Genomic DNA, 26,795 nt, shown 5'->3' with positions numbered 1-26,795 from the left:
CGCCAGGATTTTACTGCATCAGTCCGAAGCTGGCCGCCGGAAATCGAGCAGCGCCATCACCACCAACGCCAGCAGAATTCCGCCCAGCGATCCTTCCAGCAACAGCAGCCACAGGTCCGGCGTGCTTGGCACGTCCTGCGCCACCGGGCGCGAGATCACCGAGAGGTACCGACGCAAGCGCGAGGTTTCCAGATAGGCCCGCTGATAGGCCTCGCGCGCGGCGGTGAGGTTGTTCATGGCGAACGTCTCCGCCGCCTTCAGCTGGGTATAGGTGCGCAGCTGCGAGGCCTGCGAATTGACGCCGTTGGTCAGCCGTCCCCGCGCCGCGTCCAGCTGGCGCTGCAGCGCCGCCACCTGCATCTGCGCGCTTTCCAGCATCGGGTGCTGCGGATTGCCGAAAGCCCTGATCTTTTCATAGTTGATCTTGGCGGTGTTCAGCTCCTGCTCGATCTGCCCGATCATGGTCATGACCAGCGCGGTTTCGGCCTCCGGGTCCAGATTGCGGTTGGATGCGCGCCAGTTGGCCACCGCATTGGTCGCCTTGGCCGCTTCGTCCTCCGCCTTGCGCAGTTGCGCCGCGTCCACGTCCAGCATGTTCTGCACGCCCTGTGCGTCCATGCGGTTCACGAAGTCCTGCGACATCGCGACCAGGTTGGTGGCGATCTTTTCCGAAGCCTGCGGGGAAAAGGCGCTGACAACCAGCACGTTTTCCTGCTCTATCATGTTGAACTTGGTCGAAACCGCGCTGCGATAGGCCTTGTACAGCGCATCACCGCCCGCCTGCGGGTCCACATCGAGCAGCGCCGCCAGGTCCACCTTCGCCGCCAGCATCTTCATGCAGTCACGCGATTTCAGGAAGTCGTTGACTGCAAACCCATCCACAAATCCGGCGGTCGGGCCGCCACCGGTGCCGCCCAGCAGGCTTGCCGCGCCCGAAACCGCAGTCACCGCCGTGCCACGCACCGAAAAACGGGTTTCCGCGGCATAGCGGTGCGGTGCCAGCCACAGGCCCCACGCCAGCACAGCCGCCAGAGTTGAGAAGACCACGCCGATGAACACCGCGCGCCGCACCCGCTGGCGCCGCAGCGTGCGTTCCCGCACATCGCGCGCAAGAACCAGCGCGCGCGATTCTGCCCGCTCGGTCGCCGGCTCGGGTTCTGCGCCCGACACCTGCTCGGGGGTTTCGCCGCGTGCACCGTTGCCCGGCGCCGCTGCGGTCGCCTCACCGCCCTCAGAAGTCGAGTTCGGAGTATTTGCTGCTGTCTGCATTGTTCGCAAATCCAAGTTCTTCGCGCGCCTGCCGGGCCGGATAGCGCTCTATGCATTCTTCGAGGTCGGTTTCGATGATGAAGCGGCCATCGGTATAGACGAGGCCCTTGTCGCAATAGTCGAGCAGATTCTTAGGTCGGTAGGACGAGAGGATCAACGTCTTGCCCACCAGCCGGTCTTCGAACAGCACCTTCCACATGCGGGTAAAGCGGGTCTGCTCGAACGGCACGGGTGCATCGATGATGTAGATATCGAAATCGGGAACCAGCCCGAGCGCGAAGTTGAACTCCGACCGCACATAGGGCGGCCAGGAATCGACCGGCGTGTCCATCAAATCAGGGCGTGAAACCAGCAAGGACACGAAATCGCCTGCCTGGTCCGCATCAACGCCATAAAGATCGGCCACCATCGTGATCAGGTCCAGGCCACTCACCTGGCCGCGCATCACCGATGGCCGGCCCAGCGGCCACGAGATCGATCCGGTGATTGCGATCTGGCCATGCTTGGGCGGGCGGATCCCCGCCAGAAGATCGATCACCAGCCGCTTGTACTCCGGCACGGGCGAGAGCAGCGCATAGCGCCCCGGTGGCAGATGAAAATCCTGTTGGTCCAGCAGCTGCACGGTCTGTCCGAAGACGTCCGCTTCGTCAGATACGCCGAAGAAATCGATCATCCTCCGGCTCCTATGCTGGGAAGGTGCGGTGGCGCACCAGCCGCTGCCCGATGGCCGCCGTCACGCACAGCACTCCGATGCAGGTGAACAGGTATTCCGGGTTCGCGTCATCCGACACATAGCCTTCGAAATAGGACTGGCGGACAAGCTGCACGGCGTGCGTCAGCGGCGACCACAGGATGAGATCGCGGTGTTCAACTGGCAGCTGCTCTGAAACCAGGAAGGTGCCGGAAACCGCCATCATCGATCGCTGGATCACCGGCCCCAGGTTGCGGAAGAACGGCCAGATCGTGGAAATCACGCCGAAGTTCGCCCCGATCGCCAACCCGGTTATCCCGGTGATGGCAACCCAGAACGCCACGCCTATCACATCATGCGGCAACGTGAAGAAGTGCAGCAGGTACCCTCCGATGATCAGCACCGGGAATACGAAGATATAAGAGAACATGTAGATCAAACCTGCCGAAAGGCCGGTCATCACTGGCGTCAGCTGGCGGAAGTTGAGCAGTGCGCGCTTGCTGTGGAATGCGGCGCTGGTGCGGAACATCGCGTTGCGCAGCATATACCAGGTGGTGCCGCCAATCATCGCAAAGGTTGGCACGTCCATGTTCAGGATGTTGCGCGCACCCAGGAAGAAGTACCCGGCGGAAAGGATCGCGATCAGCATCGCGGGGCCGATGAACGACCACAGCAGCGCGATCCGGCTTTCAGAGCGCAGGAATGCGAACTGGAGGCGCAGCAGCGCGCGCCACGCGCTCAGGCCCGGCAGCAGCGCGTCATGGGCGGCAAAGCGGCGCGCACCGTCGATGACCGCCAGCCGGTCACGCAAGTAGAGCAGGTCGCCCTCGTCTTCCACCGGCACGGTCAGCTCATAGGCTTCACCGCCATCCATCGCCGACCGGCGGGCCAGTGTTTCGCTCCGGGCCTTGCGCTTGGCATAGCTTTCGGCAAGCGCGCCCAGCGCCTCGTCATAGCCGCTTGGCCGGTATCCATCCGCCACCGGGTCCATGCCGGCCCGGGCATCCACTTCCACCACGCGGATCAGCGTGCGCAGTTGGCGCCGCCGCAGTTCGGCATAGTCGGATTGCGGGTCGCCTGCTTCCTCGACGCCCTTTTCGATACCACGCGCGATCGCGTCGTAGATCTTGCGCCGGTCGCCCACCGATTCACGCGGCAGCAGCCGCAGGCTCTCGGTGATCAGGACAAGGATCGGCCCGGCATCTTCCTCACCGCCCCGCCCCAGCGCCTCGGCCCGCGAGGCGATGACGGCAAGGTCGGTCGGCAGGTCCGGGTGCGCCTCGCGCGAGGTCTTCTCGGCCTCCCGCCGCGCACGCCAGCGCGCAATGCGATCGTCGTTCGGGCTCATCGCACGGCTTAGGGGATCACGAGTTCGGCGCTGCGCGCGGTCGACATCACGCCGCTGAACGCGCTCAGCACCTTGTGGGTCTGCGCAAAGCCGTTGTTCGAGATCATGATCGCATCACCGTCACGCAGCGCGAAGACCGAAGCGATCGCCATCTGCGCGGGGTTGGAAAAGTCGAAGTTGTAGACTCGCGGCGTCGTCTGCACACCGCTGGCAACCTCGCTCAATCGCATGACGAAGACCGCGCGCGGATTGGCAAGGTTGTCGTTCAGCCCGCGCGCGTCCGCGACCGCGTCCAACACGCTGTAGTTGCGGCGCGCGATCTTCACGCGGCCCTGAAGCCCGGCCGCCCCCAGCACATTCACCGTGCCCGGCGCCGATCGCACGATCACCACGTCGCCACGGCGCAACTGGATATCGTCGGCCGGCTCTTCAAAGATGTCGGCCAGCCGTACGGTCGCGCTCTGAATCCCACGTCGCACGGTCACCGTCGCCAGTTCCAGGTTGGCCGGTGTCGGCGCGGCGGTGCTCAGCAAGGCGGAAAGCCTGCTTGTCCCCGGTGACAGCGGCACCATCCCGGCACGCATCACGTCGCCCTGCACCGCCACCATCTGGCTGCGATGCTCGGTCACGGCCACCAGCACGTCCGGGCTCAGTGACAGGCGGCGCAGACGGCCGACAATCGTTGCTCGCGCCTCGTTCGGGACCATTCCGGCGACCCGCACCGAACCGATATAGGGCAGCTGGATCGCACCATTGGCGTCCACAGACAGTCCCTCGATCATCGATCCGCCGTTCGGCCCTGCGGGAAACATGTTCAGGCCGTCTCTTTCGAAGATCGTCACCGAAAGCACGTCAGACGTGCCTATCGTGATCGGCCCGGCAGGGGCCGCGTCCTGCCATTCCGGGCCGAAGCTGCGTGGCATTTCCTCGCGCGTGGCCTTGGCGAGGTCGAGCGTCGGGGTCACCAGCTGGATGGCGTTCGCTTCGCCCGCCTGGCGGAATTCGCCGGCGGAAGGGCCGCTGCGCGGCAGCGCGCACGCGGCAAGCGCCAGCGCCGGCATCAAGGACAGCACAATCCGGGCAATCGGCCGGCGGCGGGGCAGCGGGCCGGCAGCCACCTGGTCAGGACTAGTATTGGCGGACAAGCTGATTCCCTCCGTAGCGGCCAGCCCGCGTTGACTAGGCCAGATGCATGACTGTTACAAGCAACCGGGCCGGAGCTTGCGCCCCGGCCGATCGCCGCTCCGGGATGCGGCCCCGCCCCGGAACAACGATTATTCGATTTTCAGTTCAATAGCTTGGTGTTTACGTCAAGCAGCAAGAACGGCTGCGTTGCGGGCCCCCTTGCCCTGCCGGTGCAGGTAGATGTGGCAGCGCTTGATGCTTTGCTGAACAGTGGCATTATCGGGCATCAGCACGTCGAGCCGCTCCCAGAAGTCCAGCGCCTTGGCATAGTCCTGCACCTTCATCGCCTCCAGCGCGGCACGCCGCAGTGCAGACGCGTCGTTCGGCTCGATCGACAGCATCATTTCCAGCACGCGCAACGCAGTTTCAGGCGTCAGACCGTCGTCCTCAAGCCGGCGCAGGTATGCGCGCAACGTCTTGCGGACGCGGCCCAGTTCCTCCTCGGCCCTTTCCCCCGCGCCGGCATACCTCTGCAGCAGGCGAGCGACCTTGATCGCTTCGGCAAAGCGCTCCTCGCCCGTCAGAAGCTTCACCTGACGCAGCCCCCTGGTGCGGGCAATGTCCATGAACCGCTGTACCCGCTTGGTCACCCACAGGCCCGGATCCTCGGTCAGCTCAGACAGGCGGCCGAACGTTTCCAGCGCGATGTGGTAATTGCCGTTCAGGCTGGCGGTCTGCGCATAGCTCGTGGCGATCTCGTGATCGTCGGGCGCATTGCGCAGCAAGCGCAGGTAGACGTCCTCGGCTTCGGCCAGGCGCTGCTGGTCCACCAGCGCAGCCGCAAAGGGCATGGCCAGCGACTTGTGCTGCAACACCAGTTCTCCCGCGTCCTCCACCAGCGCCAGGATCTTCGCCCCGTCACCGCGCGCCGCGCGCACCTGCGTCCGCAGTTCGTTCACAACCGCACGTTGCACCTTGATCGCGGTGGTGTTGCGCGGCTGCATCGATAGGCAGGCCGAAGAAAAGGTGTGTGCATCCAGGAACCGCTCTTCGGCAAGGTGCGCCACCGCCTTCTCCGCCCAGACGACCGCCAGCTGGCCCAGCGTCTTGCTCGTCTTGTCGGTCAGGTTCGGCAGCGCGCCGATCGCCGCGGCGGTGGAGACCATCGCCTCCTCCATGCCCGAAGCCACAATGTCCTCGATCAGCGAGGGCAGGTACGCCATGTCCTTGCGCGCCAGCACCAGCAGCGCACGCCCCAGCACATCCCTTTCCCGCTGCCCCAGCGCCCACTCCGCCAGAGCCTTGGCGGACGCCGCGTTTCCGGCGGCTTCGGTGAGGGTTATGAGTTCTTCGAGCCAGGGCTGGAAGTTTTCGAGGTTTGCCCGTGTGCGGTATGCGTTCAGCACGGCGAGGCCGGCGGCGTGGTTGGTGGGATCAAGGCGGAAGGCCAGCTTGCGGTAGCGGATCGCCTCGTCCAGCTCACCCAGCCCCTCGGCCGCCCGGCCTGCGGCTTCGTAGATGTGCTCGTTCTCGTATTCATCGGCCAGCATCTGCCGCGCAAGAGCCAACGCGCCCGCATTGTCGCCGGTTTCGAGCAGGGCCCGCATCAGAGACTGGCGCACTTCGGCGGTCATTTCCTCGGAATCGGAGAGGGGGCCCAGCACGGCCCGCGCACCATCATAATCACCGATTTGCTCGAGCACGCGGCCGTGCAGCAGCTTGAGCGGGACATAGTCCGGATAGGCGCGCAGCGCGGAGAAGAGTTGGCGCGTGCCGCCGAAGAAATCGTCGAATTCCATCGCGGCAGAAATCGTTTCGGTAAGGTGGGCGCTGTGGAGCGACTGGCCACCTGCGTCTGCGCCCGCATCGAGATCGAACTGCGGCAGCAGGTAGGTGCGCTGCACGTGCGAATACCAGCGGTCATAGAACGGGTTGGTGCCGTGCATCAGATCGGCGCCTTCACGTTCGAGCGCACGTTCCTGCCCGAATTCGAGCATCAGGTCGGTGGGATCAAAGCATTCCACGCCGATGTGCTGCGCCGCCTTCTTGACCCAGCGGATCACCTTGTCACGCGAGGCGATCAGATCACCATCAGCGGTGCGTGCGTTGATATGGGTGACGAACAGGACCTTGTCCTTGCCGAGCATGTCGGTGATCGTGGCCATGTCCGCCGTCACTTCGTCGGCCGTCTGCAGGCGGTAGCTCATCCGCTCCAACAGCGAACGGTCTGCTGCACTTACGAACCGGGCAATGTTGGGCTGGTTCAGATAGGCCTCTATCTCCATCCGGTCGCCACGCATGGCCAGGTTCCAGAAGGCGCGCGCGCGCTGGGGCGAAGCGAGGAAATCGGAAAAATGACGCGACAGATAGTTCGACTGAACCGCGATCCCGTCGATCGTGTACGACTTGTGCGTGCTGATCTCGACAATCGTGATGTCGGCGTTGCCCTGCGGCGGTTCAGTTGCCGGATCATAGCCCGGACGCAGCAGGATGGGCGCGACATCAGCCGGAAATTCCAATTCGCCCGCCCGGAACTGCAACTGCTGCACCGCTTCGCGGCTGGTGTGGATGAAGCCGTAGATACGTGCGAGATCGAGCTGGACGGGATAGCGGGTCGCACCGCGGCGAAGGGGCGTGTTGATGCGACAGGTGCCGACCGGAGTAATCGAAATCTTGCTCAAAAACCTTCACCTTGCTGGAGACCGGACTGGATCGGACCGACGTTTGACCGCTGCAATCTAACGTTTGGGCGTGAGTGGCAAAAGCTTAATCCGTCACGATGAATGCACGGATCATCCGAAACGCGAGAAATCGGTGATGTGGATGTTCTTCGAAACATGTGTCGCGAAGTCCGCGCGTTCAGAGAGATAGGTCCATACTTCCGGTGTAAGCTTGTCGTCGGCAAGGCTCATGTAAACCTCACCATTTTGGGTCAATACGTTGTCTCGCAGATCGTTCAGGAAGAAGTTCCACGCCTCAATTGTCCAGGGCTTGCGATCGGCATCCATGTTGAACGCGGCGAGGAACGCGGTGACGAGGCCAAAGCGCTTTTCGAACGCCGGCAGCGGCACGAACTGTTCAACCTTCAGGGGAATGCGGCGAACCTTGTAGATCTCCGCGAGCGCATCGTAGAGGTGCCCGCGCTCAAGCTGGCCGGTGGTGCGATAGGGCACATCGGAGCCGATTACCGTGTGGCCATAGAATTCCGCGACCACAGGAAAATGCGCAGGACCGGTGCCGATATCGAGGATTTCCGTTGTCGCGCGATCAGCCAGATTCAACTGCCGGGCCGATTTGAGCTTGCTTTCGAACCACAGCGTCGGATCGATGTACTTGACGATATCCGAGTTCGGCCGCAGCTTTGCGTCCGCAAGCTGTGCCTCCTGCATCTCGCCGAACCGGACCGGATCGACCCGTTCGCGCAGATAGCGATAAAAGCGCGCCTTTTCCTGATCGAAGCGGTTACGCGAGGCTTCGAACCGGGCGATGGAAGAATCGACGACATCCAAGAATTCACCGAATACGCCCGGAAGATGCTCTGCCTTGACCTTCGGCAATGGCTTGGGTTCGACACGGTAGCGGATCATAATCGGCAATTCCTGCTGGGCATCAGTCATGCCGCTATCGGGGAGGTGAGGGTGTGATGGGCAGCCATCATGTCGGTCCAGGTGCGCTGTGCCTCTGCGTGCGAGGCGACAGCCGCTGACTGAGCGGCATCGAGCGAGGGATCGGGCAACGGGCGGACGGAAACGCCATAATCAAGTTCGCGAAGGCGCCGCATCGAACCCGCGTTGCCACCGATGGCATGACCGGGAAGCGTGCGCGCGAGCACACCGGCATCGTAAGGCAGGCCAAGCCGGGAGCAGACCGCAGGCAGGAGCGAAGCAGGATCTTGCGTGAAAGCTTCGAAACTGAGGAAGACGACCGGACCTTGCGGCCGGAAATTATCGACAAACCCGCGATAGCTGCGCGCCCAGTTGTCGAGATAGCGCGAGCATTCCGCAAGGTACCATTCGGCGTCGCGGTCCTTGGCCAGCTTGTCCAGATGCGAGCACCAGGCCTGAGCTGGCGATTTGAAGACTACCAGGGCGCCCATTTCAAGCAGGGGATCCTTTTCCACCAGCTTGGGCAGGTTCTTGTCTGCCGAGACCAGCATGGAGGTGCCGAGCCGATGGGCAACCTTGCGATACCAATGCGTCTGGTCCGCCACGAGCGAACGGCGCCAATCAGGCGTGAGCACCTCGCACTTCTGGCCGCAGACCGTGCAGGGAACCCAGCGGACGCCGTCGAGCGGCGCGCTCATGATCGCATCGCAATAGCGGTTATCGTGCCGTACCTTGGTGAGCCAGTGCGATTCGCCAATGCTGCGCACCCCGGGCAACCCGCCCAACAAGCGATCGAGCAGGGTGCTGCCACAATAGGCGGTGCCGCAAATGGCGATGTGGAGGAATTCGCCTTCAAGCATGGGGGCCGGTTCGGCCAGCGCGGCAACAAGGGAATCGCGGAATGCAGGCGTTCCACCGGGCGCTGCATCGATCACGGCGGCGACGGGATTTTGGCCAGCTGCAACCAGCCGCATGAAAACCTGGAACGCCGCTTCAAAATCGCCTTCATCCGCATTGCGCAGATACAGCCAGTGATCCTGCGCCTCGGCAGTCCTCCCCTGCAGATCTAGGATGCGCGCGAGGCTGCGCCGCAGCACAAGATCATCCGGAACCTTGGCAAGAATCCGCGTAGCAAACGCTTCGGCCGTGCCAGAATCACCCCGCGCCCGCGCCTTCATCCATTCAACACGCGGTGAGACCTTAGGCGAAACTACTGACATCTAGATCAAAAAATCCCCATCGGGACGCCAGGCCCCTTACGCAATTTGTGCGTAACGCCAGAAAGCCTTACCCGTGCCATCATTGCAATTGCAATTGCGAGAATAGCAGCAATTGTTGCAAACGCGTTAAGAGGAAGGGCATCTTCAGATCGTCGGCAGCACATTGCCCAATCAGCCGGAAGCCTGCGGATGGGCGCCGATTGAACCGGGGCTGGAGGAGAACTTGCTGCAAAAGGTGCCGTCACGACATTGGCGCGCTTGGATAAGTACCAGCTCTTATTCCGCGATCATGTTCGCTCAACACAGAAAAATGGCGCGTTAAACCATTCGGTCCGGAGGGTGTTAAATCCTTCGGCAGCACTGTCCCGATCGTGATAGAACGTGAGGGACCGCTGAAAATGAAGTCGAGGGCTGCAATGGGTCCGATGTTGCTGGCGATGCTGGCGCTGCTGAACGGGTGCGGCGACGGGTCGGAAGGCGTTGCCGGTATGCCGATGGTCACGCTGGGCATGGCCAATGCCACCCTGCCACCGGCAGGCGGCGCGCCGGCGCCGGCGGCGACCACGGCGGGAATGCTGCGCAAGACCACGGCGATGTCGGGCACCGGTGCGCCGATGCTGCTGGGCGCACAGACCCATTTCAGCCAGGGATGGCCAACATCGGTGCTGCCGCTGGCCGATCAGGCGGGGGTGACGCTGCTGCGCGACAGCCTGGCCTGGTCAACCGGCGAGGCGACCAAGGGCGTCTATACCCTGAATGGCACGACTGCCCAGGCGCTGTCTCTGGCCTGCGCGCAGGGCAAGAAGCTGATCCTGACGATCGTGCCTCGCAACCCCGCCTATGACAGCGGCCTCTTCGTCTGGTCGGACGAAGGGCGCGCCGCCTATGCCGCCTATCTTTCCGCGCTGGCCGACAGGTTCGGCACCTGCCTGACGGCGGTGGAAATGGGCAACGAGATCAATGGCAACAAGGTGCTGGCCTATCCGGCGGGGACCAATGCCGCGGCGACCTATGTCAAGATGGCGCAGGTGGTGAAGGCCAAGGTGGGCGGCCGGTTTACGGTGCTGGCAGGGTCCACCAACCAGGTGGGCACCGGCTTCCTCACCCCGTTCTTCGCGGCCGGGCTGCTGCAGACGGTCGACGGGCTGACCGTGCACCCCTATCGCCTGCGCGCAGAGGGCATCGATCTGGAAATCGACCGGCTCAATGCGGTGATGGACAAGTTTGGCAGACGGGTGCCGATCTGGGCGACGGAATTCAGCATCGACACACCCGACCGCGCCTTTGCCGCGAACGAGCTGGTGAAGGAAACGACGCTGATGGCCGCGTCCGGCGTGGCTGCGGCATCGTGGTATGCCCTGGTCGACCAGAAGTATTTCCCCAACATGGGCCTTTACAACAACGGCCTGCCCAAGGAGCAGGCCAAGGCCGCCACGATGATGCAGCAGGTGCTGGCGCAGGGCCAGCCGCAGCGCATCGACATGGGGGACCCGCTGGTCTTCGCCTATCGCTTTGGCGCGGACACCACGGTGATCTGGGGCGCCCCGCGCAGCCTGAGCGTGAGCGGCGGGACGGTGCGCGATGCCATCGGGCTGCCTTCGGCCGGGACGACGCTGGACGAGCGGCCGCTGGTGATCACCGGCACGACCGCGATCAGCGTGGGCCAGTCCGCCTGGGTGGCTGACACGCTGATGGGTTGGGGCAGCGCGCAGTGGCGCTACTTCGCGCGGACCGGCACGACGACGCTGAAGGAAAACGCGCTGCCGATGTTCGACGATGCCTTTACCGGGTACTTCGGCGATCGCTGGTATCGCCCGCTGCGGATCAACGGCACAACGGCGGCGGTAGCGGGGAACGGCACCAGCCCGACCAAGGCGATGTGGCGCTACACCGCGCCCGAAGCCCAATCGCTGGACCTGCGCGCCTGCTTCAACAAGACGCTGAACGGCGACGGCGTGGACCTGAGCGTGATGAAGAACGGCAAGCCGCTGTGGACCGGCATCCTGACCACAAGCCTGACGCCGGGACCGCTGCCGGTGGACCTGATGGCGGGGGACAAGCTGGACATCGTGGCGGGCCCCAACCTGACATCGGGCGGCGACGCCTTCGTCTATCGCGCGGTGCTGTTCCGCCGCGGGGCGAGCACGGCGGTGACGTGCTTCAAATAGTGTTTCAGCGGGGTTGAAGCAGGGCGGTACCGGTCCATTCCTCCCGCCCGGCCACCCAAAGCGGACAATTCCGTTGGGTGGCCGGGCGGGGGATTGGGCAGGTGCCGCCAGCCTTCCGCGGAGGCGGAAGGCGCACCAATCAGGGAATCACGCTGCGCCGCACGGTGAGCACCTTCACCGGCTTTGCGATCATCTGTCCCTTCATCGCGCCTTCGCCCAGCGTTTCAGAGCGGGGGGCGTCCCAGATGGCGCGGACCACGTCCATGCCCGAGACGACATGCCCGAAGGCCGCGAAGCCCGCCTGGACATCAGGGTTGGACGAATCGGGCATCGCGTCCAGCCCCTGCATATCGGACAGCATTATCGAGAAATCGGCGGCGGCGGTGCCAGGTGCGTTGCGCGCCATGGATATGGCGCCGGCCTTGTGCAGCACGCCGGTCTGGCTGGTGGGTTCATGCGCGATCGGCGGGAAGAGCTTGCGCGGATCGCGCTGCCCGCCCTGGATCAGGCCGTTGGGCGGGGTGCCCCAATCGAGGTGCATCGAGCGATAGAACGTGATCCCGTCAAACCGGCGGGCATCGACATAGCGCAGAAAATTGGCGGTGGTGATCGGCGCGTGCTTGCCATCCAGCTCCAGCTCGATGGTGCCGAGTTCGGTGGTCATGGTGACGCGCACGGTATCGGCCAGCGGGATGGGCTTTGGCGCAGGCATGGGAGGCTTGCGGGGTGCGGCGGTGGCCGGGAAAGCCTGCGTGAGCGCAAGGAGCGCGGGCAGCGCGGCGGCGAGGACGAATCGGCGGTTCATGCGGGGATGGTGCCGCATCGCGCCTATTTCGTCACCGCAAAGGTCACCTTTCCGGTCATGCGCTGGCCATCGGCGCCGGCGGTGCGCCAGTTCACGGTATAGCCCCCCGCAGGCAGCGGGCGCGCCATCGTGGCCACCAGCGCGCGGCCATCGGGCGCAACCTTTACCGAGACGCCGGGGATCTTCATTTCGTGGTGCATGCCCTCCATGCCGGGCATCTCGGTCATCACCACCTCCATGCCAGACAGAGCGGGCTGGACCGGCTCGCTGAACGACACGGTGACCGTGCGCACGCCCGCAGCCTTGGCCCCGGCGGCAGGGGTGGAGCCGGTGAGCGAGACCGCGGCCAGCGCCGGCGTGGCCGCCAGGACCACGAAAACGGGCAGAAGGCGATGCAGCGTCTTCATCAAACAGCTCCTTGGGCAATTGCGGTGGGACAAGGCCCTGCCCATATGGCAGTGCATGTTGAAGCCCATGGATAGTGTCGCTGCGATGAACAGTGCCAAAATGGCGGGGCTTCGCCGGCGCGAGCTGCTGGCGGGCGCAGGGGTGGTGGCACTGGTTTCCGCCCTGCCCGCGCGGGCCGCGAATGTGACCTATGGCGAACTGGGCGGCGAAGAGATCGTGCTGACCATCGCGCGCGGCACCGTGGCGATGAAGGGCGGGCGGGCGCAGGCGGTGACGATCAACGGCACCGTGCCCGGCCCGCTGCTGCGCCTGCGCGAAGGCCGAAGGGTGCGGATCACCGTGCGCAACACGCTGGACGAGCCGACGTCGATCCACTGGCACGGGTTGCTGGTGCCGTTCCAGATGGACGGGGTGCCGGGGCTGTCCTTCCCGGGGATCGGGCCGGGCGAAAGCTTCACCTATGACTTCGTCCCGCGCCAATCGGGCACGTACTGGTACCACAGCCATTCGGGCCTGCAGGAGTTTTCCGGCATGTATGGCCCGCTGGTGATCGAGCCGGCAGGGGGGGCCGCGCAGGGGCGCGAACATGTGGTGGTGCTTTCGGACCACAGCTTCGTTGCCCCGGCCCGGATCCTGCGCAACCTGAAGCTGGACCCGGGCTACTACAACCGCAACCGGCAGACGCTGGGCGGCCTGCTGGCGGGCAAGGACCAGCCGGCGGCCGACCGTCTGGAATGGGCGCGGATGCGCATGGACCCCACCGACATCGCTGATGTGACCGGGCGGGTACTGACCTACCTGGTCAACGGGCGCGATCCCGATGCGCCATGGACCGGCCTGTACACGCCGGGCGAAGCGGTGACGCTGCGGCTGATCAACGCGGGCGCGATGACCATCTTCAACGTGCGCATCCCCGGCCTGCCGCTGCAGGTGGTGGCAATGGACGGCCAGCCGGTGGTGCCGGTGGACGTGGACGAGCTGCAACTGTCCCCCGGCGAAACCTGCGACGTGGTGATCCGCCCCGGCGATGGCGCCCACGCGCTGGTGTGCGAAAGCGTGGACCGATCGGGCATGGCGGTGGGGATGATCGCCCCGCGCGAAGGCCTGCGCGCGCCAGTGCCCGCGCTGCGTCAGCGGCCAATCCTGACCATGCGCGACATGGGGATGGATATGGGTGGAACGGGCATGAGCCACGGCGGCGGCATGGACATGGCGGCCATGGGCCATTCCATGGCCATGCGCGACGGAAACAATGCGCCGCAGGTCAGGCTTGGACCGGGCGTGGAGATGATCGCGCCGATGCCGGTTGACCGCACTGGCGATCCGGGGCTGGGGCTGGACGCGCGATACGTGCCCGCCGGGCACCGCGTGCTGACCTATCGCGATCTGGTGAGCCCAGTGCCGAACCCGGACGTGCGCCCGGCCGAGCGCGAGATCGAAGTGCACCTGACCGGCAGCATGGACCGCTACATGTGGTCAATGGACGGGAAGACGATGTCCGAGGCGCACGAACCGATCCCGCTGCGCAATGGCGAACGGGTACGCTTCACGCTGGTGAACGACACGATGATGGCCCACCCGATCCACCTGCACGGGCACTACTTCGAACTGGTGACCGGCCATGGCGAGCGATCCCCGCGCAAGCACACGGTTTCGGTGCTGCCCGGCGGCAAGGTGAGCTTCGACACCACGGCCGAGGCCGGCGACTGGGCGTTCCACTGCCATATGTTCCTGCACATGGCGATGGGCATGATGCGGGTGGTGCAGGTGCGCCCGGCATGATCCGCCATGCCGCATTCGCCCTGCTGATGGCCGGTGCTTCACCTGCCATGGCGCAGGACCATTCGATGCACGGCATGCATATGCCAGCCGCTGCGCCAACCGCCACGGCCAGCCCCCCTGCCCCGGATGGATCGGCGGCAACGCGGAGCGAAGCGGGCGAGGAACCGCGCGGCACCGATCAGCCGCCGGGCAGCGCCGAAGCGCCGCCAGTGACGCATGATATTGCCGCCGCACGATATTTTGGCGCAGATGCCATGGCGCGCGCGCACCAGGCGATGATGGAAGGGCATGGCGGCGGCACCTATTCGCAAGTGCGCTTCGATCTGGCCGAAGTGCAGGTGAGACAGGGCCGCGAGGGATATCGCTGGGAAGGTCTGGCGTGGATCGGTGGCGACGTGGACCGCCTTGCCCTGCGCAGCGAAGGCGAAGGCCGGTACGGCGGCGGCATCGAACATGCCGAAGTGCAGGTACTGTATCGCCGGGCGCTGGATGCGTGGTGGAATCTCGAGGCCGGGGTCAGGCAGGACCTGCAGCCGGGGCCGCGCCGGACCCATGCGGCGGTCGCGATCGAAGGGCTGGCCCGCTATATGTGGGACGTGCGGGCGCAGGCCTATCTTTCCACCAGGGGTGAACTGACCGGGCGGATCGAAGCGACAGTGGACCAGCGGCTGACCAACCGGCTGATCCTGCGTCCGCGCGTGGAGCTGGCGCTTTCGGCGCAGGACATGCCCGATCTGCGGACCGGCCCGGGCGTGACCGAAGTGGGGCTGGGCCTGCGGCTGCATGCCCTGATCCGGCCCGAGCTGATGCCCTATGTGGGGTGGAGCTGGACCCACAAGACCGGCCGTACCGGGCGCTATGCCACGGCAGCGGGCGAGCCGCGCGCAGAGGGTGCGGCAGTGATCGGCCTTGCCACCTGGTTCTGACCGCAGAGCCTTGGATATCCAGCGGTTTACGGAAAATCGGTCATTATTGCGCAAGGTCGGTAAACGGCAAAAGCTTGCCGGGTTAATGAATCACTAGGGCACATACCAAGGGGGGGGCTTACCCTTCCGCCAGAGCCTCCCGCTATCCCACTCTCGCAATCTGTCTTCTGAGGGCACGCGGGAGAAAGCATGGTGAGGTTCAATATCTCGGCGAAATTTGTCACCGCCTTTTCGCTGCTGCTGGCGGTGATGGCGGCGATGAGCCTGTTTGCCGTGGTCAAGATCGGCGAGGTCAACGACCTGTCCGCCCAGCTGCGCAGCCGCTGGCTGCCGGCGGCGCAATCACTGGGCGATATCCATGCCTATCTGTCTCAGTTCCGCATCAAGCAGGGTGACCATGTCGCCATGCCGAGCGAACGCACGGCCAAGCTGGAGCGCAATGCCCAGGCGGTGATCGACGGCCTGATCGACGATTATGCCAAGGTTGCCCAGTCGAAGGAGCAGAAGGCTTCGCTGGATCAGCTGCGCCAGCAGTGGACCGCCTATGTCGATCTGGCAAAGCGCATCGAAGGGCAGGCCCTGGCCAACGATCCGGCCGCGAAGGAAGCCTTCGAGGGCGAGGCGCTGGACGGCTTCTACAATATCGAAGACACCGTGCTGACGATGATCGACAATGACGGCAAGGCCGCAAACGCCGTTTCGTCGCAAAGCGCCAAGATCTATCTCGATGCACGCAACTTCCTGATCGGCGCGGCGATTGCCGGCCTGCTGGTGGCGGTGATGCTGCTGGTGGTGCTGATGCATACCGTTGCCCGCCCGCTGAACCGCATGAGCGAGACGGTGAAGCGGCTGGTCAGCGGGGAGCATGACGTGATGGTGCCCGGCACCGGCCGCAGCGACGAAATCGGCTCGCTGGCCCGCGCGCTGGAACGGTTCCGCGACCTGTTTGCCGAAGACCACCAGCGCGCCGAGGCGGAAAAGCGCCGCGCGCAGGACACGCTGGTGACGATCGAGGCCATCGGCGGCGGCCTGGCCGCGCTGGCCGAAGGCAACCTGACCCATCGCGTGCCCGAAAACGGCAGCGGCGAACTGGGCAAGCTGCACGTGGACTACAACGCCGCCGTCAGCGAGCTCTCCAACGTCCTGGCCAAGATCGTCGACGGCTGCACCACCATCAAGCTGGGCACACACGAGATTGCCGCCGCTGCATCCGACCTTTCGGAACGCAGCGAACAGCAGGCCAGCTCGCTGGCTGAAACCGCGCGCACCCTGGCCGAGTTCACCGGATCGGTGAAGATCACCGCCGACAACGCCCGCCAGACCAGTGGCCGCCTGAGCGTGGCGCGCGAAACCGCCGACAAGGTGGAAGACATCGCCCGTCGTGCGGTGGAGGCCATGCGATCGATCGAAGGATCATCGCGCGAGATGGCCGACATCGTCAACGTGATCGACGGTATCGCCTTCCAGACCAACCTGCTGGCGCTGAACGCCGGTGTCGAGGCCGCCCGCGCGGGTGAATCCGGCAAGGGCTTTGCCGTGGTGGCCAACGAGGTGCGCGCGCTGGCACAGCGCAGTGCCGATGCGGCCAAGGACATCAAGGCGCTGATCTCGACCAGCACCGAGCAGGTCGGCGGCGGCGTGAGCCTGGTGGAATCGAGCGGTGAGGCGCTGCGCCAGATCGTGGGCGAAGTGAGCGCCGTGTCCGGACTGGTGGAGGAAATCGCCGAAGCAGCGGAAAAGCAGGCCACCGGCATTTCCGAGATTTCCGGGATGGTCGCGTCGATGGACCAGTTCACCCAGCAGAACGCGGCGATGGTGGAAGAGACATCGGCCGGCACCCGCAATCTCTCGGTCGAAACCGAAAGCCTGGTCGACCAGCTTTCACGCTTCAGGCTGGGCCGGACGGCGGGTGGCCTTGGATCGGCCCCGGCGCGCACCGTGGCCGCACCAGCACCCGTGGCAACGCCCCGCCCCGCCGCAGCCCCCGCTGCCCGCACATCGGAGCCTGCGCCGTTGCCACCGCCGGTTCACGCCGTGGCCCCGGCGCCCGTGTTCCACGGCAATGCGGCAGTGGCCCTGCAAGACGACGATTGGTCTGAATTTTAAGTCCGTATCAGATACTTATCATTATTTTTCAATACTCTAAACCCAACCCCGGCAAGACAGGACCGGAGCCAGCGCGGCCCCGCCCGGTCTTCCAGATAACAACAGGGAAAAGACAATGAGCAAGTCCCCCACCAAGCTTTTCGGTTCCATCGGCGTCGGCCTTGCCGCGCTGGCCCTTTCCGCCACGCCCGCCATGGCGCAGTCGGCCGATTGGGTGAAGTCGGTCGCCCGCGCGATCGCCGCCAAGCAGACCTATCCCCGCACGGCGCAGATGCGCGGCGAGGAAGGCACCGCGAAGGTGAAGGTCTATATCTCCGCCAGCGGCGCGGTGGAACGCACCGAACTGGTCGGCCCGTCGGGATCGGCCACGCTGGACAAGGAAGCACTGGCCCTGCCGACCCGCGCCGGCACGCTGCCCGCCCCTCCGGGCGGCGCCACCTCGGTGACCGTACCGATCACCTGGAAGCTTCTGTAATCCGGCTGCCTTCCCGGCCCACCATATTGCAGACCCGACAAAGGGGGGGGTGGAGTGATCCGCCCCCCTTTTTTGGCGCGCACAAGAAAGAGGGCGCCGCCGGTATCCGGCAGCGCCCTCAGGAGGTTCACGTCATGCGCTCGTCAATGGTAGGTTAACGCAGGGCGCTGAACCGGGTTCCTATCGATTCGCGGGAAAAGCGGGCTTGGCACCAAAGGCCGAAACCGGGAAACGGGAGCCACCCGAGACAAGGCGTCGGACAGGATGCCGCGCGCGAAAGCAGGAGCCTGGCCTGCCGCCGAGGTGCCCGAAGGCAAAATCCATTTCGATTGTCTGGATGTCTGGTGCGGTCGAGAAGACTCGAACTTCCACGGGCTTTCGCCCACAACGACCTCAACGTTGCGCGTCTACCAATTCCGCCACGACCGCATATCGCTCCGGGAATGCGGCCTTTCGGCAGCGCCCCGTCGGGGTAGGAGGGCGCCCCTAGCAAACGACTCCACGGGGCGCAACAAGGATCGCAGGAATTTTCGCCTACTCAGGCTTCCAGCCGATTTCCGCGAACTTCGCGCTCTTGGGCACGTCGGTGACGGCTTCGTTCACCGAAACGCTTTCACCGGGCTTGAGCGAATCCTTCGGGGGGGCGACATCCCAGGTATAGACCACGCGGTTCTGGGCATCGCGCAGCACGATCAGGATCGGCGGCACGTCGCGCACGTCCTTGCCCACATTGGTCACCGTGCCGCTGGCGCCGAAGTATTCGGTGCCGTTGGGCAGGGTGCGCCGGTCCTGCCGTTCGGGCGGGAACGACAGCTGCAGGTCAGGCCGGGTGGGGCCGAAAGTGGGATGCGCCACGGGCAGCCAGTCGGGCAGGCCGAAATAGGACACCGCGGCAATCAGCCCGGCCACCAGCAGCGCAAAGATCGCGGCGGCGGCGGTCCACAGCTTCAACGGGTTGCGACGCGGGCGGAACGGCGGCTCGTGCTCGAAGCTGGAGGGCATCGAGGCGAAATCGTCGTCCGCCGGTCGGTTCACGCCGCGCGGGATGCGGGGGGCTGCGGGCAGGTCCTCGTCATCCGCTGCGGCAGCGGCCGGGGCAGGAACGGGACGCGGTTCGGGCGTGGCGACGGGTGCGTCAACCGGCGCGGCAACGGGCGCTTCGGTCGCAGGGGTCTGCGGCGCGGCAACGGGTTGTGCCGGTGCGGCGACTGGCGGGGCGACTGGCGCGGGGGCAGGCGCAGGCTGCGGCGCGGGCTCGGCGCGCGCGGGCAGTTCGGGCCCGTGCTGGAACCAGCTGTGGCGGCACTTGGCGCAACGGACGGTACGCCCGTCCACACCGATCGCACTATCGGGAACCACGTAGCGCGTCGCACAGGCTGGACAGGCGATGATCATGCCCTGCGGTTAAGCACGCCGTTCATGATCGAAACAATAGGCGCAGGCGGGGAGAAGTGCATCCACGACCCTTTTTTCCACATGCATAGACGCGTATAGCCCCTTGGGTGCATGCATGCGCCACCAACCGAACGGGACGCCCTCACCTTCCATGAGCCAGCCTGACGCCGAAATCGTGCAGTTCGACAATGTCGGGCTGCGTTACGGCACCGGCAAGGAGGTGCTGAGCGATGTGAGCTTCACGCTCTATCCAGGGTGCTTCTATTTCCTCACCGGGGCATCGGGTGCGGGCAAGACCAGCCTGCTGAAACTGCTCTATCTTTCGCAGCGCCCCTCACGCGGGCTGATCCGCATGTTCGGGACCGACGCGATCACCCTGCCGCGGGAACGGCTGCCGGCGCTGCGCCGCCGGATCGGCGTAGTGTTCCAGGATTTCCGCCTGGTTTCGCACATGTCCGCCTTCGACAACGTGGCCCTGCCGCTTCGCGTGGGCGGGGTGAGCGAGAAGGAAGTGACCCGCCCCGTGGCCGACATGCTGGAATGGGTGGGCCTGGGTGACCGGATGCACGCGCGCCCGGCCACGCTTTCCGGCGGGGAGCAGCAGCGCGTGGCCATCGCCCGCGCGGTGATCGCCCGGCCCGACATGCTGGTGGCGGACGAACCGACCGGCAACGTTGACCCGGAAATGGCGCTGAAGCTGATGCGCCTGTTCGAAAGCCTGAACCGGCTGGGCACCACGGTGGTGGTGGCAACGCACGATCTGCACCTGATCCAGAAAGTGCCGGATTCGCTGATCATGCGGCTGGACAAGGGGCGGCTGAGCGACCCCACCGGCGCGCTGCGCTATCCGCCGCGCCGTTCTGCACCCATAGAAGCGCCGGCATCGCTTTGAACCCACTGGCCATCCTGCTGGCGCGCTGGCGCGACCGTGAGGGCACGGGCGAAGCGCGCCTGCTGCCCGAGGGCGAGCTTTCCGGCCCGATGCCCTGGGTGATCGCGATCATGATCGCGTTGACGGTGGTGGCGGCGGCCAGTGGCCTGGCCCTGCGCAATGCCGCCCATGCGGCCAGCGCAGATCTGGAAGGCGGGGTGACGGTGCAGATCGTGTCCGCAGCGCCCAGGCAGCGCAACGCGCAGGCCGACGCCGCGCTGAAGGCGCTGGCCGGCGCGCCCGGCGTGGCGAGCGCGCAGCGCGTGGCGCAGGATGACCTGAACACGCTGGTCGAACCGTGGCTGGGCACCCGGCCGGGCGACGACGTGGAGGCGCTGCCCATTCCGGCGCTGATCGACGTGCGCCTGTCGGGCTCTGCCACGCCAGACCGCATCGCCGCGCTGCGCGCGCGCGTCGTGCCGGTGGCCCCGGCTGCGCGGGTGGATGCGCAGGCGGCGTGGCTGACACCCGTGTTCCGCGCCATCGATACGCTGCAATGGCTGGCCGGGGGCCTGATCGCGCTGCTGGCCTTTGCCACGGTGGCGGCTGTGCTGCTGGCATCGCGCAATGCGCTGGGCAACCATCGCGAAACGATCGAGATCGTGCACATGCTGGGCGGCACCGACCAGCAGATCGCCCGCGTGTTCCAGCGCACCATGGCGATCGACGCGGCGGCGGGCGGCATTGCCGGGCTGCTGGCGGGATCCACCATCCTGCTCGTGCTGGCGCGGCAGTTTGCCGGGCTGGGTTCGGGCATGGTGGGGCAGGCAGGCCTTGGCTGGCTGGACTGGCTGACGATCGTGGCGATCCCGGTCGCAGGCGTGCTGCTGGCGGTGGTGACCGCGCGGCTGACCGTTCTGGCGGCGTTGAGGCGAATGCTGTGATGGTGCGCTCCCTTCGCAAACCGCCGGGCTTGATGCGCCGCATCGCATCGTTCCTGCTGCTGGCGTGGGTGCTGGGTTTCCTGTGGTTCGCGCTCACCCTGCCGCAGCCGGCCGGCAGCACCCGCACCGACGGGGTGGTGGCGCTGACCGGGGCCGGCGGGCGCATTCCCCGCGCGATAGAGGTGCTGCGCGCCGGGCAGGCGCGGAAGATGCTGGTGGCGGGCGTGGACAGCGAAGTGCGCCCCGGCGAATTTGCCGCGGAATACGGCGTGGGGCCGGACCTGCTCTCGTGCTGCGTCACGCTGGGCTATGAATCCGTGGACACGCGCAGCAATGCGCAGGAAACCGCGCGCTGGATCGCCGCGCAGCGCATCCAGTCGGTGCGGCTGGTCACCACCGACTGGCACATGCGCCGCGCGGTGTTCGACCTGTGGCTGGCCGGCCCGAATGGGCTGGTGATCGTGGAGGATGCGGTGCGATCGCGCCCCAGCCTGAAGACGCTGTTCATCGAATACAACAAGCTGCTGGCGCGCATGGTGGCATGGGCCGTGGGACTTTGACATTGCAGCAATCCGGGAATGATCGCGCCGCCACGCCGGGCGAAGTGCTGCGCAGCCTGGCGTTCTACGTGGCGTTCTATGGCGGCAGCGTGCCGATCGTGGTGCTCGCTGCGCTGTCGCTGCTGCTGCCGCAGCCGGGAGTGCTGGTGAAGCTGGTGCATGTGTGGAGCGGATACCACCGCTGGTGCTGCGCCGTGCTGCTGGGCATCCGGGTGGAAGCGCAAGGGTATGAGCCGCGCGGCGGCGTGCTCTATGCCATTCGCCACGAAGCCTTTTTCGAGGCGATAGACCTGACGCAGCAGTATCGCCTGCCGGTGGTTTTCGCCAAGCAGGAGCTGATGCGGATCCCGCTGTGGGGCCGCGCCGGGCAGCGGTACGGCCTGATCGGGGTGGACCGCGAGGCGGGGGCGAAGACCCTGCGCACGATGATCAAGCAGGCTCGCGCGCTGGTGGCCGACGGTCGGCCGCTGGTGATCTTTCCAGAAGGAACGCGCGTGCCGCATGGCCAGCCGGGCCCGCTGCAGGCAGGATTTGCGGGCATTTACAAGCTGTTGAACCTGCCGGTCATCCCCGTCGCGGTGGACAGCGGGCGGCTTTACCACCGCCGCTGGAAGCGTTCGGGCACGGTCCACTATGTCTTTGGCGAGGAGATTCCCGCCGGCCTTCCGCGTGAGGAAATCGAGGCCCGTGTTGCAGCGCACATAAACGCGCTGAACCATGGTTGAAACCGACAGAGAGGGGGTTGAGGCCCGCAGAGGGCCCCTTGAAGTGCTGGGCCCGGGCCTTGTTACCGGAGCCGCCGACGACGATCCCAGCGGCATCGGCACCTACAGCCAGGTCGGCGCGCAGTTCGGCTATTCGATGGCGTGGGCGATGCTGTTCGGCTTCCCCCTGCTCGCCTCGATCCAGGCGATCTGCGCGCGCATCGGCGCCACCACCGGGCGCGGCATCGCGCACAACCTGCGCCGCCATTACAACCCGTGGCTGCTGCGTGGCGTGGTGGTGCTGCTGCTGACCGCCAACGTGATCAACCTGGGGGCGGATCTGGGCGCGATGGCGGCGGCGCTGAACCTGCTGGTGCCTGGCCCGATCCCGCTGTTCACCGTGGGGTTCGCGGTGCTGAGCATCGTGGCCGAGGTGTTCCTGCCCTACAACCGCTATGCCAGCGTGCTCAAATGGACCACGCTTTCGCTGTTTTCCTATATCGCGGTGCTGTTCGTGGCCAAGGTGCCGTGGGGCGAGGTGGCGCACGGCGTGCTGGTGCCGCAGTTCCGCTTCGACAGCGACCATGCGATGGGCCTGGTCGCGCTGTTCGGCACCACGATCAGCCCCTACCTGTTCTTCTGGCAGGCGGGGCAGGAAGTGGAAGAGCAGCACCGCCGCCACACCAAGCCGCTGCACGTGGCCCCGCGCGATGCCGGGCCGGAACTGCGCCGCATCCGCACCGATACGCTGGTGGGCATGGGCTTTTCCAACCTGACGGCACAGGCCATCGTGATCGCCACCGCCGCCACGCTGCACGCCGCCGGGCTGACCCAGATCACCAGCGCCGACGAGGCGGCGAGCGCGCTGCGCCCGCTGGCGGGCGACCTCGCCTTCGCGCTGTTCGCGCTGGGCATCATCGGCACGGGCCTGCTGGCGGTGCCCGTGCTGGCCGGCAGCGCCGCCTATGCGCTGAGCGAGGCGTTCCACTGGACCGAGGGGCTGGACCGCCGCCCGCGCGAGGCCAAGGCCTTCTATGCCGCGATCGCGCTCGCCACGCTGTGCGGGCTGGGCATCAACTTCCTGCCGATCAGCCCGATGCAGGCGCTCTATTGGGCCGCCGTGGTCAACGGCCTGCTGGCCCCGCCGCTGATGGTGGTGACCATGCTGATCGCCCAGAACCCGCGTGTGATGGGCCACCTGACGATCTCACGCGGACTGGCCATCGGGGGCTGGCTGTCAACGGCGGTGATGACGGCGGTGGCGGTGATGTATCTGGTGGTTTAGCGGGGGCTGGGTTGAATGACGGATAGCGCCCAATTGCTGACGTTTGAGCGGCTCGAAGAGGCGCCTGTTAGCGAACATGTAAGGTTCGGCCATGATAAAGGCATTGGCACCACCATGGACTCGATGAAGTTATGTTATCTGCTTTTTGTTTGGAGCAAGCTTTTGCATCAGAGGCAGCGTCAATTCTGCCGATGGAAACTGCTGTAGCAAATCGCAGTGTTACAGGCACGATATCATATAGCTGGGGAGTCCCTGCAAGGCTATAGGAAGTCTTCACGCAATAATCCTCGATCACGAGATCATGCTGTCTTCAAATGTTTTTCACAAGCACATTGATCAGCATTGCTACGAGGTGAGGATACAAAATCCATCTGATGATCACATTCCAATTGCGATTGTTCGCGCTGCCATTGACGAGATACTTGCGATTTTTCGCAGCGAGAGAACCTTCAGCATTTCATATGATCAAGCCGGGAAACCGAGCAGTTATTCTATGACTCCGAAATCTCTGCGAAAAAGTGAAAATTTTCTTGGCAGCACGCCTACCAAGCGCTTCTGGGATTGGCAGGGAGAAATTCCCGCTTCGGAATAGAGTTGAAGCGTCTGCTCTTTCCATCTCGCACTGAATAGCCGACTTTCCCCTCCCCACCCAGAATCCGACGTCGCCCGGGCTTAACCCCGGGGTCGCTCTGGCCGCGCCAGCATAACACGCGCCAGAAGAAGCGGGATCCCGGGTCGAGCCCGGGATGACGGGTGGTTTGTTCGCTGGAATATTCCGCAAACCCGCTCGTGGTGAGCTTGTCGAACCACCGCAGTGCCACCCCACCGCCAGCGCGAGTACCCTTCGTCCTTCGGCAGGCTCAGGATGAACTCCGGGTGAGCGGGGTAGGTGCCGGGGGTCCTGATTGAGAGGGTGCGACCGGCTTCCTGCCCAACGCAGCAACCGCCCCCTACCCCTTCGCCCCATTATGATCGCTGCGGCCGAAATCCGGCCGGGCATCGTCCTGGCCCATTTCGATGATGCCGCGGCGGATGGCGCGGGTGCGGGCGAAGTGATCGAACAGGAACTGCCCATCGCCCTTGCGGATCGCCTTCTGCAGCTCGGTCAGGTCCTCGGTGAAGCGCTGCAGCATCTGCAGCACGGCATCACGGTTGTTCAGGAACACGTCACGCCACATCGTGGGATCGGACGCGGCGATGCGGGTGAAATCGCGGAAACCGCCGGCGGAGAACTTGATCACCTCGCTCTCGGTCACCTTTTCAAGGTCCGAGGCGGTGCCGACGATGGTGTAGGCGATCAGGTGCGGCAGGTGGCTGGTGACGGCGAGCACCATGTCATGGTGTTCGGCATCCATCATCTCCACCATCGCGCCGAAGGCTTCCCACAGCGAAACGACGCGGGCCACCGCGGCGGCATCGGCATCGGCCGGCGGGGTGACGATGCACCAGCGGTTGCGGAACAGCGTGGCGAAACCGGCGTCCGGCCCGCTCTGTTCGGTGCCGGCAACGGGGTGCGAGGGGATCACGCAGGCGCCGGGCAGCGCCTCTGCCAGCGCACGGGCGACGCTGGCCTTGCTCGATCCGACATCGGTGACGATGCAATCGGGGGCAAGGCCGGGGGCGAGTTCGCGCGCGGCGGCCTCCATCGCGCCCACGGGCACGCACAGCACCACCAGATCGGCGCCCTGCGCCGCCTGTGCCGCGCTGTCGGCGATCGTATCGGCAAGCCCCAGTTCACGGGCGCGGGCGCGGACCACGGGATCGGCGTCATACCCGCTGGTGGCCGTACCGGGCAGGTTGGCGCGCACCGCATGCAGCACCGAACCGCCGAGCAGGCCGAGGCCGATCACGGCGACATGCCGGAACGGCGCGGTCACCGTGCGGCTTCCGCCATCTGGCGCAGCGCGGCGGCGATATCGTCCATCTGCGCGGCCGTGCCGATGGTGATGCGCAGGCACTGCGGCAGGCCCTGCCCCGGCAGCCAGCGCGTGATATAGCCGTGCTGCATCAGCCCGTTGTAGGCAGCCTCTGCCGTCAACGCGCCGGTGAATTCGATCAGCACGAAGTTGGCCTTGCTGGGCAGCGGGCGCAGCCCGTGATTGCCCAGCGCGTTGACCGCCGCTTCAAAACGGGCGCGTTCGGCCAGGTTGTGTTCGCGGCTGGCGGAAACGAAGGCCTGGTCCTCCAGCGCGGCAAGCGCGGTGGCCTGCCCGGTGAGCGCGATGTTGAACGGCCCGCGGATGCGGTTGAGCATGTCGACCAGCGCGGCATCGCCGGTGGCCCAGCCGATGCGTTCACCGGCAAGGCCATAGATCTTGGAGAAGGTGCGCGTGACCAGCACGTTGTGCGTGGTGGCGGCAAGTTCGAAGGCGCCGTCATCCTCGCCCGCTTCCACGTATTCGCCATAGGCCTGGTCGATCACCAGCAGGATATCGGGGCGCAGGCCCGCGTGCAGGCGCGCCACTTCGCTGCGGCCGATGTAGCTGCCAGTGGGGTTGTTCGGGTTGGCGAGGAACACGACCCGCGTACGATCGGTGACATGGGCGAGCAGGGCATCGACATCGGTGCCGTAATCGCGATCGGGCGCGACCACCGGCGTGGCGCCACAGCGGCGGGCGGCGATGTCATAGACCGAAAAGCCGAAGCGCACATAAAGCACTTCATCCCCCGGCCCGGCGAAGGCCTGCGCCGCGAGGTTCAGCAGTTCGTCGGAGCCCGTGCCCATGACGATGCGATCGGCGGGCAGGCCATGCAGGCGACCGAGCGCCTGGCGCAGCGCGGTGCTGTCTGGATCCGGGTAGCGCGAGGGATCACCCGCCGCCTCTCCGCGCGCGGCCAGCGCCAGCGGGCTGGTGCCAAGCGGGTTTTCGTTGGCGGAAAGCTTGGTCAGCACCTGCCCGTCGGCACCGGTCGACTTGCCCGGGACATAGGCATGGATGCCCAGGATCCAGTCCTTGGGGGTCGGGCGGGCGGGAGTGTCTGTTGCGCTGGCCATGATCGGCGGCCCTTAGCCGGGTTGGTGCGCCAAGGAAACCACCTTGGCGTGCGCGTTCAGGCTGCGTGGAAGGCTGGCGGCACCGGCCGCCGATGGCTCAGCCTTGCGGAAGC

General features: G+C 65.6%; 23 protein-coding genes and 1 tRNA gene. 11 read left to right on the top strand and 13 right to left on the bottom strand.

The genetic code is table 11. The annotated features are described in order from the left end of the window. Positions 1 to 18: 18 nt before the first annotated feature. From POM99_RS02640 to POM99_RS02610, 7 genes are all read right to left on the bottom strand, one after another. Positions 19 to 1,269, bottom strand: a complete 1,251-nt coding sequence (locus tag POM99_RS02640) for a KpsE/RkpR family capsule polysaccharide export protein (protein ID WP_277275249.1) — start codon at positions 1,267 to 1,269, stop codon at positions 19 to 21. Continuing rightward, the gene (locus POM99_RS02635) at positions 1,232 to 1,942 is read right to left on the bottom strand and encodes a P-loop NTPase family protein (protein WP_277275248.1); all 711 of its coding nucleotides are present in this window, start codon (positions 1,940 to 1,942) and stop codon (positions 1,232 to 1,234) included. Before POM99_RS02635 ends, POM99_RS02640 begins: the two co-directional genes overlap by 38 nt. Before the next feature lie 10 nt (positions 1,943 to 1,952). Continuing rightward, positions 1,953 to 3,308 (bottom strand): ABC transporter permease, encoded by a 1,356-nt coding sequence (locus POM99_RS02630; RefSeq protein ID WP_277275247.1) that lies wholly within the window; start codon positions 3,306 to 3,308, stop codon positions 1,953 to 1,955. Positions 3,309 to 3,316: 8 nt separating this feature from the next. After that, the gene (locus POM99_RS02625) at positions 3,317 to 4,453 is read right to left on the bottom strand and encodes a polysaccharide biosynthesis/export family protein (protein ID WP_277275246.1); all 1,137 of its coding nucleotides are present in this window, start codon (positions 4,451 to 4,453) and stop codon (positions 3,317 to 3,319) included. 165 nt (positions 4,454 to 4,618) lie between these two features. Next, positions 4,619 to 7,114, bottom strand: a complete 2,496-nt coding sequence (locus POM99_RS02620) for a hypothetical protein (protein WP_277275245.1) — start codon at positions 7,112 to 7,114, stop codon at positions 4,619 to 4,621. A gap of 111 nt (positions 7,115 to 7,225) precedes the next feature. Next, positions 7,226 to 8,020, bottom strand: coding sequence for a hypothetical protein (locus POM99_RS02615; protein WP_277275244.1), 795 nt, complete (start codon positions 8,018 to 8,020; stop codon positions 7,226 to 7,228). Between the two features lie 26 nt (positions 8,021 to 8,046). Beyond that, on the bottom strand, positions 8,047 to 9,258 hold the full coding sequence (locus POM99_RS02610) for a sulfotransferase family protein (protein WP_277275243.1): 1,212 nt from the start codon (positions 9,256 to 9,258) through the stop codon (positions 8,047 to 8,049). 398 nt (positions 9,259 to 9,656) lie between these two features. On the opposite strand from POM99_RS02610, the gene POM99_RS02605 reads away from it, so the two are divergent. Beyond that, the gene (locus POM99_RS02605) at positions 9,657 to 11,426 is read left to right on the top strand and encodes a glycosyl hydrolase (RefSeq protein ID WP_277275242.1); all 1,770 of its coding nucleotides are present in this window, start codon (positions 9,657 to 9,659) and stop codon (positions 11,424 to 11,426) included. 139 nt (positions 11,427 to 11,565) lie between these two features. Here POM99_RS02605 and POM99_RS02600 read toward each other — a convergent pair whose 3' ends face one another. Next, positions 11,566 to 12,231 carry a peptidylprolyl isomerase gene (locus POM99_RS02600; RefSeq protein WP_277275241.1) on the bottom strand — a complete coding sequence of 222 codons (666 nt, stop codon included), beginning with the start codon at positions 12,229 to 12,231 and terminating at the stop codon, positions 11,566 to 11,568. A gap of 23 nt (positions 12,232 to 12,254) precedes the next feature. Next, entirely contained in the window at positions 12,255 to 12,638 is a 384-nt protein-coding gene (locus POM99_RS02595; protein ID WP_277275240.1) for a copper resistance protein CopC, read from the bottom strand. Between the two features lie 85 nt (positions 12,639 to 12,723). On the opposite strand from POM99_RS02595, the gene POM99_RS02590 reads away from it, so the two are divergent. The 4 genes from POM99_RS02590 to POM99_RS02575 all read left to right on the top strand — a co-directional run bounded on the left by POM99_RS02590 (position 12,724) and on the right by POM99_RS02575 (position 17,928). Continuing rightward, on the top strand, positions 12,724 to 14,421 hold the full coding sequence (locus POM99_RS02590) for a copper resistance system multicopper oxidase (RefSeq protein WP_277275239.1): 1,698 nt from the start codon (positions 12,724 to 12,726) through the stop codon (positions 14,419 to 14,421). Beyond that, positions 14,418 to 15,347 carry a copper resistance protein B gene (locus POM99_RS02585; RefSeq protein ID WP_277275238.1) on the top strand — a complete coding sequence of 310 codons (930 nt, stop codon included), beginning with the start codon at positions 14,418 to 14,420 and terminating at the stop codon, positions 15,345 to 15,347. Before POM99_RS02590 ends, POM99_RS02585 begins: the two co-directional genes overlap by 4 nt. Positions 15,348 to 15,536: 189 nt before the next feature. Then, positions 15,537 to 17,453 carry a methyl-accepting chemotaxis protein gene (locus POM99_RS02580; RefSeq protein WP_277275237.1) on the top strand — a complete coding sequence of 639 codons (1,917 nt, stop codon included), beginning with the start codon at positions 15,537 to 15,539 and terminating at the stop codon, positions 17,451 to 17,453. A gap of 115 nt (positions 17,454 to 17,568) precedes the next feature. After that, positions 17,569 to 17,928: an energy transducer TonB gene (locus POM99_RS02575; RefSeq protein WP_277275236.1), complete on the top strand. Its 360-nt coding sequence runs from the start codon at positions 17,569 to 17,571 to the stop codon at positions 17,926 to 17,928. A gap of 342 nt (positions 17,929 to 18,270) precedes the next feature. Here the strand turns inward: POM99_RS02575 and POM99_RS02570 are convergent. Further along, positions 18,271 to 18,357 (bottom strand) — tRNA-Leu (locus POM99_RS02570). A gap of 105 nt (positions 18,358 to 18,462) precedes the next feature. Further along, positions 18,463 to 19,323, bottom strand: a complete 861-nt coding sequence (locus POM99_RS02565) for an MJ0042-type zinc finger domain-containing protein (RefSeq protein ID WP_277275235.1) — start codon at positions 19,321 to 19,323, stop codon at positions 18,463 to 18,465. Between the two features lie 151 nt (positions 19,324 to 19,474). Between POM99_RS02565 and ftsE the strand changes: the two genes are divergently transcribed. The 6 genes from ftsE (at position 19,475) to POM99_RS02535 (ending at position 24,279) form a co-directional block, all read left to right on the top strand. Then, positions 19,475 to 20,215, top strand: a complete 741-nt coding sequence (gene ftsE, locus POM99_RS02560) for a cell division ATP-binding protein FtsE (RefSeq protein ID WP_277275234.1) — start codon at positions 19,475 to 19,477, stop codon at positions 20,213 to 20,215. Further along, positions 20,212 to 21,138 carry a cell division protein FtsX gene (locus POM99_RS02555; protein WP_277275233.1) on the top strand — a complete coding sequence of 309 codons (927 nt, stop codon included), beginning with the start codon at positions 20,212 to 20,214 and terminating at the stop codon, positions 21,136 to 21,138. The genes ftsE and POM99_RS02555 overlap by 4 nt, the downstream gene beginning before the upstream one ends. Further along, positions 21,138 to 21,698, top strand: a complete 561-nt coding sequence (locus POM99_RS02550; RefSeq protein ID WP_277275232.1) for a YdcF family protein — start codon at positions 21,138 to 21,140, stop codon at positions 21,696 to 21,698. The genes POM99_RS02555 and POM99_RS02550 overlap by 1 nt, the downstream gene beginning before the upstream one ends. Positions 21,699 to 21,700: 2 nt before the next feature. After that, on the top strand, positions 21,701 to 22,423 hold the full coding sequence (locus POM99_RS02545) for a lysophospholipid acyltransferase family protein (RefSeq protein ID WP_277275231.1): 723 nt from the start codon (positions 21,701 to 21,703) through the stop codon (positions 22,421 to 22,423). Beyond that, positions 22,416 to 23,687, top strand: coding sequence for an NRAMP family divalent metal transporter (locus POM99_RS02540; RefSeq protein ID WP_277275230.1), 1,272 nt, complete (start codon positions 22,416 to 22,418; stop codon positions 23,685 to 23,687). The genes POM99_RS02545 and POM99_RS02540 overlap by 8 nt, the downstream gene beginning before the upstream one ends. A gap of 301 nt (positions 23,688 to 23,988) precedes the next feature. Further along, the gene (locus POM99_RS02535; RefSeq protein ID WP_277275229.1) at positions 23,989 to 24,279 is read left to right on the top strand and encodes a hypothetical protein; all 291 of its coding nucleotides are present in this window, start codon (positions 23,989 to 23,991) and stop codon (positions 24,277 to 24,279) included. Positions 24,280 to 24,637: 358 nt separating this feature from the next. Here POM99_RS02535 and POM99_RS02530 read toward each other — a convergent pair whose 3' ends face one another. Next, positions 24,638 to 25,564, bottom strand: coding sequence for a prephenate/arogenate dehydrogenase family protein (locus POM99_RS02530; protein ID WP_277275228.1), 927 nt, complete (start codon positions 25,562 to 25,564; stop codon positions 24,638 to 24,640). Beyond that, complete coding sequence (gene hisC, locus POM99_RS02525; protein WP_277275227.1) at positions 25,561 to 26,682, bottom strand: histidinol-phosphate transaminase; 1,122 nt, start codon at positions 26,680 to 26,682, stop codon at positions 25,561 to 25,563. Before hisC ends, POM99_RS02530 begins: the two co-directional genes overlap by 4 nt. Between the last annotated feature and the right edge of the window lie 113 nt (positions 26,683 to 26,795).

The sequence above is a fragment of the Novosphingobium cyanobacteriorum genome (assembly GCF_029436685.1).
GTDB classification, from domain to species: domain Bacteria; phylum Pseudomonadota; class Alphaproteobacteria; order Sphingomonadales; family Sphingomonadaceae; genus Novosphingobium; species Novosphingobium cyanobacteriorum.
This window is presented reverse-complemented; position numbering and strand designations above follow the sequence as displayed.

What these genes read in the sequence shown, in the direction of transcription:
- POM99_RS02640 (WP_277275249.1), bottom strand. Translation starts at nt 1,269, where the DNA reads ATGCAGACAGCAGCAAATACTCCGAACTCGACTTCTGAGGGCGGTGAG.
- POM99_RS02635 (WP_277275248.1), bottom strand. Translation starts at nt 1,942, where the DNA reads ATGATCGATTTCTTCGGCGTATCTGACGAAGCGGACGTCTTCGGACAG.
- POM99_RS02630 (WP_277275247.1), bottom strand. Translation starts at nt 3,308, where the DNA reads ATGAGCCCGAACGACGATCGCATTGCGCGCTGGCGTGCGCGGCGGGAG.
- POM99_RS02615 (WP_277275244.1), bottom strand. Translation starts at nt 8,020, where the DNA reads ATGATCCGCTACCGTGTCGAACCCAAGCCATTGCCGAAGGTCAAGGCA.
- POM99_RS02610 (WP_277275243.1), bottom strand. Translation starts at nt 9,258, where the DNA reads ATGTCAGTAGTTTCGCCTAAGGTCTCACCGCGTGTTGAATGGATGAAG.
- POM99_RS02605 (WP_277275242.1), top strand. Translation starts at nt 9,657, where the DNA reads ATGAAGTCGAGGGCTGCAATGGGTCCGATGTTGCTGGCGATGCTGGCG.
- POM99_RS02600 (WP_277275241.1), bottom strand. Translation starts at nt 12,231, where the DNA reads ATGAACCGCCGATTCGTCCTCGCCGCCGCGCTGCCCGCGCTCCTTGCG.
- POM99_RS02595 (WP_277275240.1), bottom strand. Translation starts at nt 12,638, where the DNA reads ATGAAGACGCTGCATCGCCTTCTGCCCGTTTTCGTGGTCCTGGCGGCC.
- POM99_RS02590 (WP_277275239.1), top strand. Translation starts at nt 12,724, where the DNA reads ATGAACAGTGCCAAAATGGCGGGGCTTCGCCGGCGCGAGCTGCTGGCG.
- POM99_RS02585 (WP_277275238.1), top strand. Translation starts at nt 14,418, where the DNA reads ATGATCCGCCATGCCGCATTCGCCCTGCTGATGGCCGGTGCTTCACCT.
- POM99_RS02580 (WP_277275237.1), top strand. Translation starts at nt 15,537, where the DNA reads ATGGTGAGGTTCAATATCTCGGCGAAATTTGTCACCGCCTTTTCGCTG.
- POM99_RS02575 (WP_277275236.1), top strand. Translation starts at nt 17,569, where the DNA reads ATGAGCAAGTCCCCCACCAAGCTTTTCGGTTCCATCGGCGTCGGCCTT.
- POM99_RS02565 (WP_277275235.1), bottom strand. Translation starts at nt 19,323, where the DNA reads ATGATCATCGCCTGTCCAGCCTGTGCGACGCGCTACGTGGTTCCCGAT.
- ftsE (WP_277275234.1), top strand. Translation starts at nt 19,475, where the DNA reads ATGAGCCAGCCTGACGCCGAAATCGTGCAGTTCGACAATGTCGGGCTG.
- POM99_RS02550 (WP_277275232.1), top strand. Translation starts at nt 21,138, where the DNA reads ATGGTGCGCTCCCTTCGCAAACCGCCGGGCTTGATGCGCCGCATCGCA.
- POM99_RS02540 (WP_277275230.1), top strand. Translation starts at nt 22,416, where the DNA reads ATGGTTGAAACCGACAGAGAGGGGGTTGAGGCCCGCAGAGGGCCCCTT.
- POM99_RS02535 (WP_277275229.1), top strand. Translation starts at nt 23,989, where the DNA reads ATGCTGTCTTCAAATGTTTTTCACAAGCACATTGATCAGCATTGCTAC.
- hisC (WP_277275227.1), bottom strand. Translation starts at nt 26,682, where the DNA reads ATGGCCAGCGCAACAGACACTCCCGCCCGCCCGACCCCCAAGGACTGG.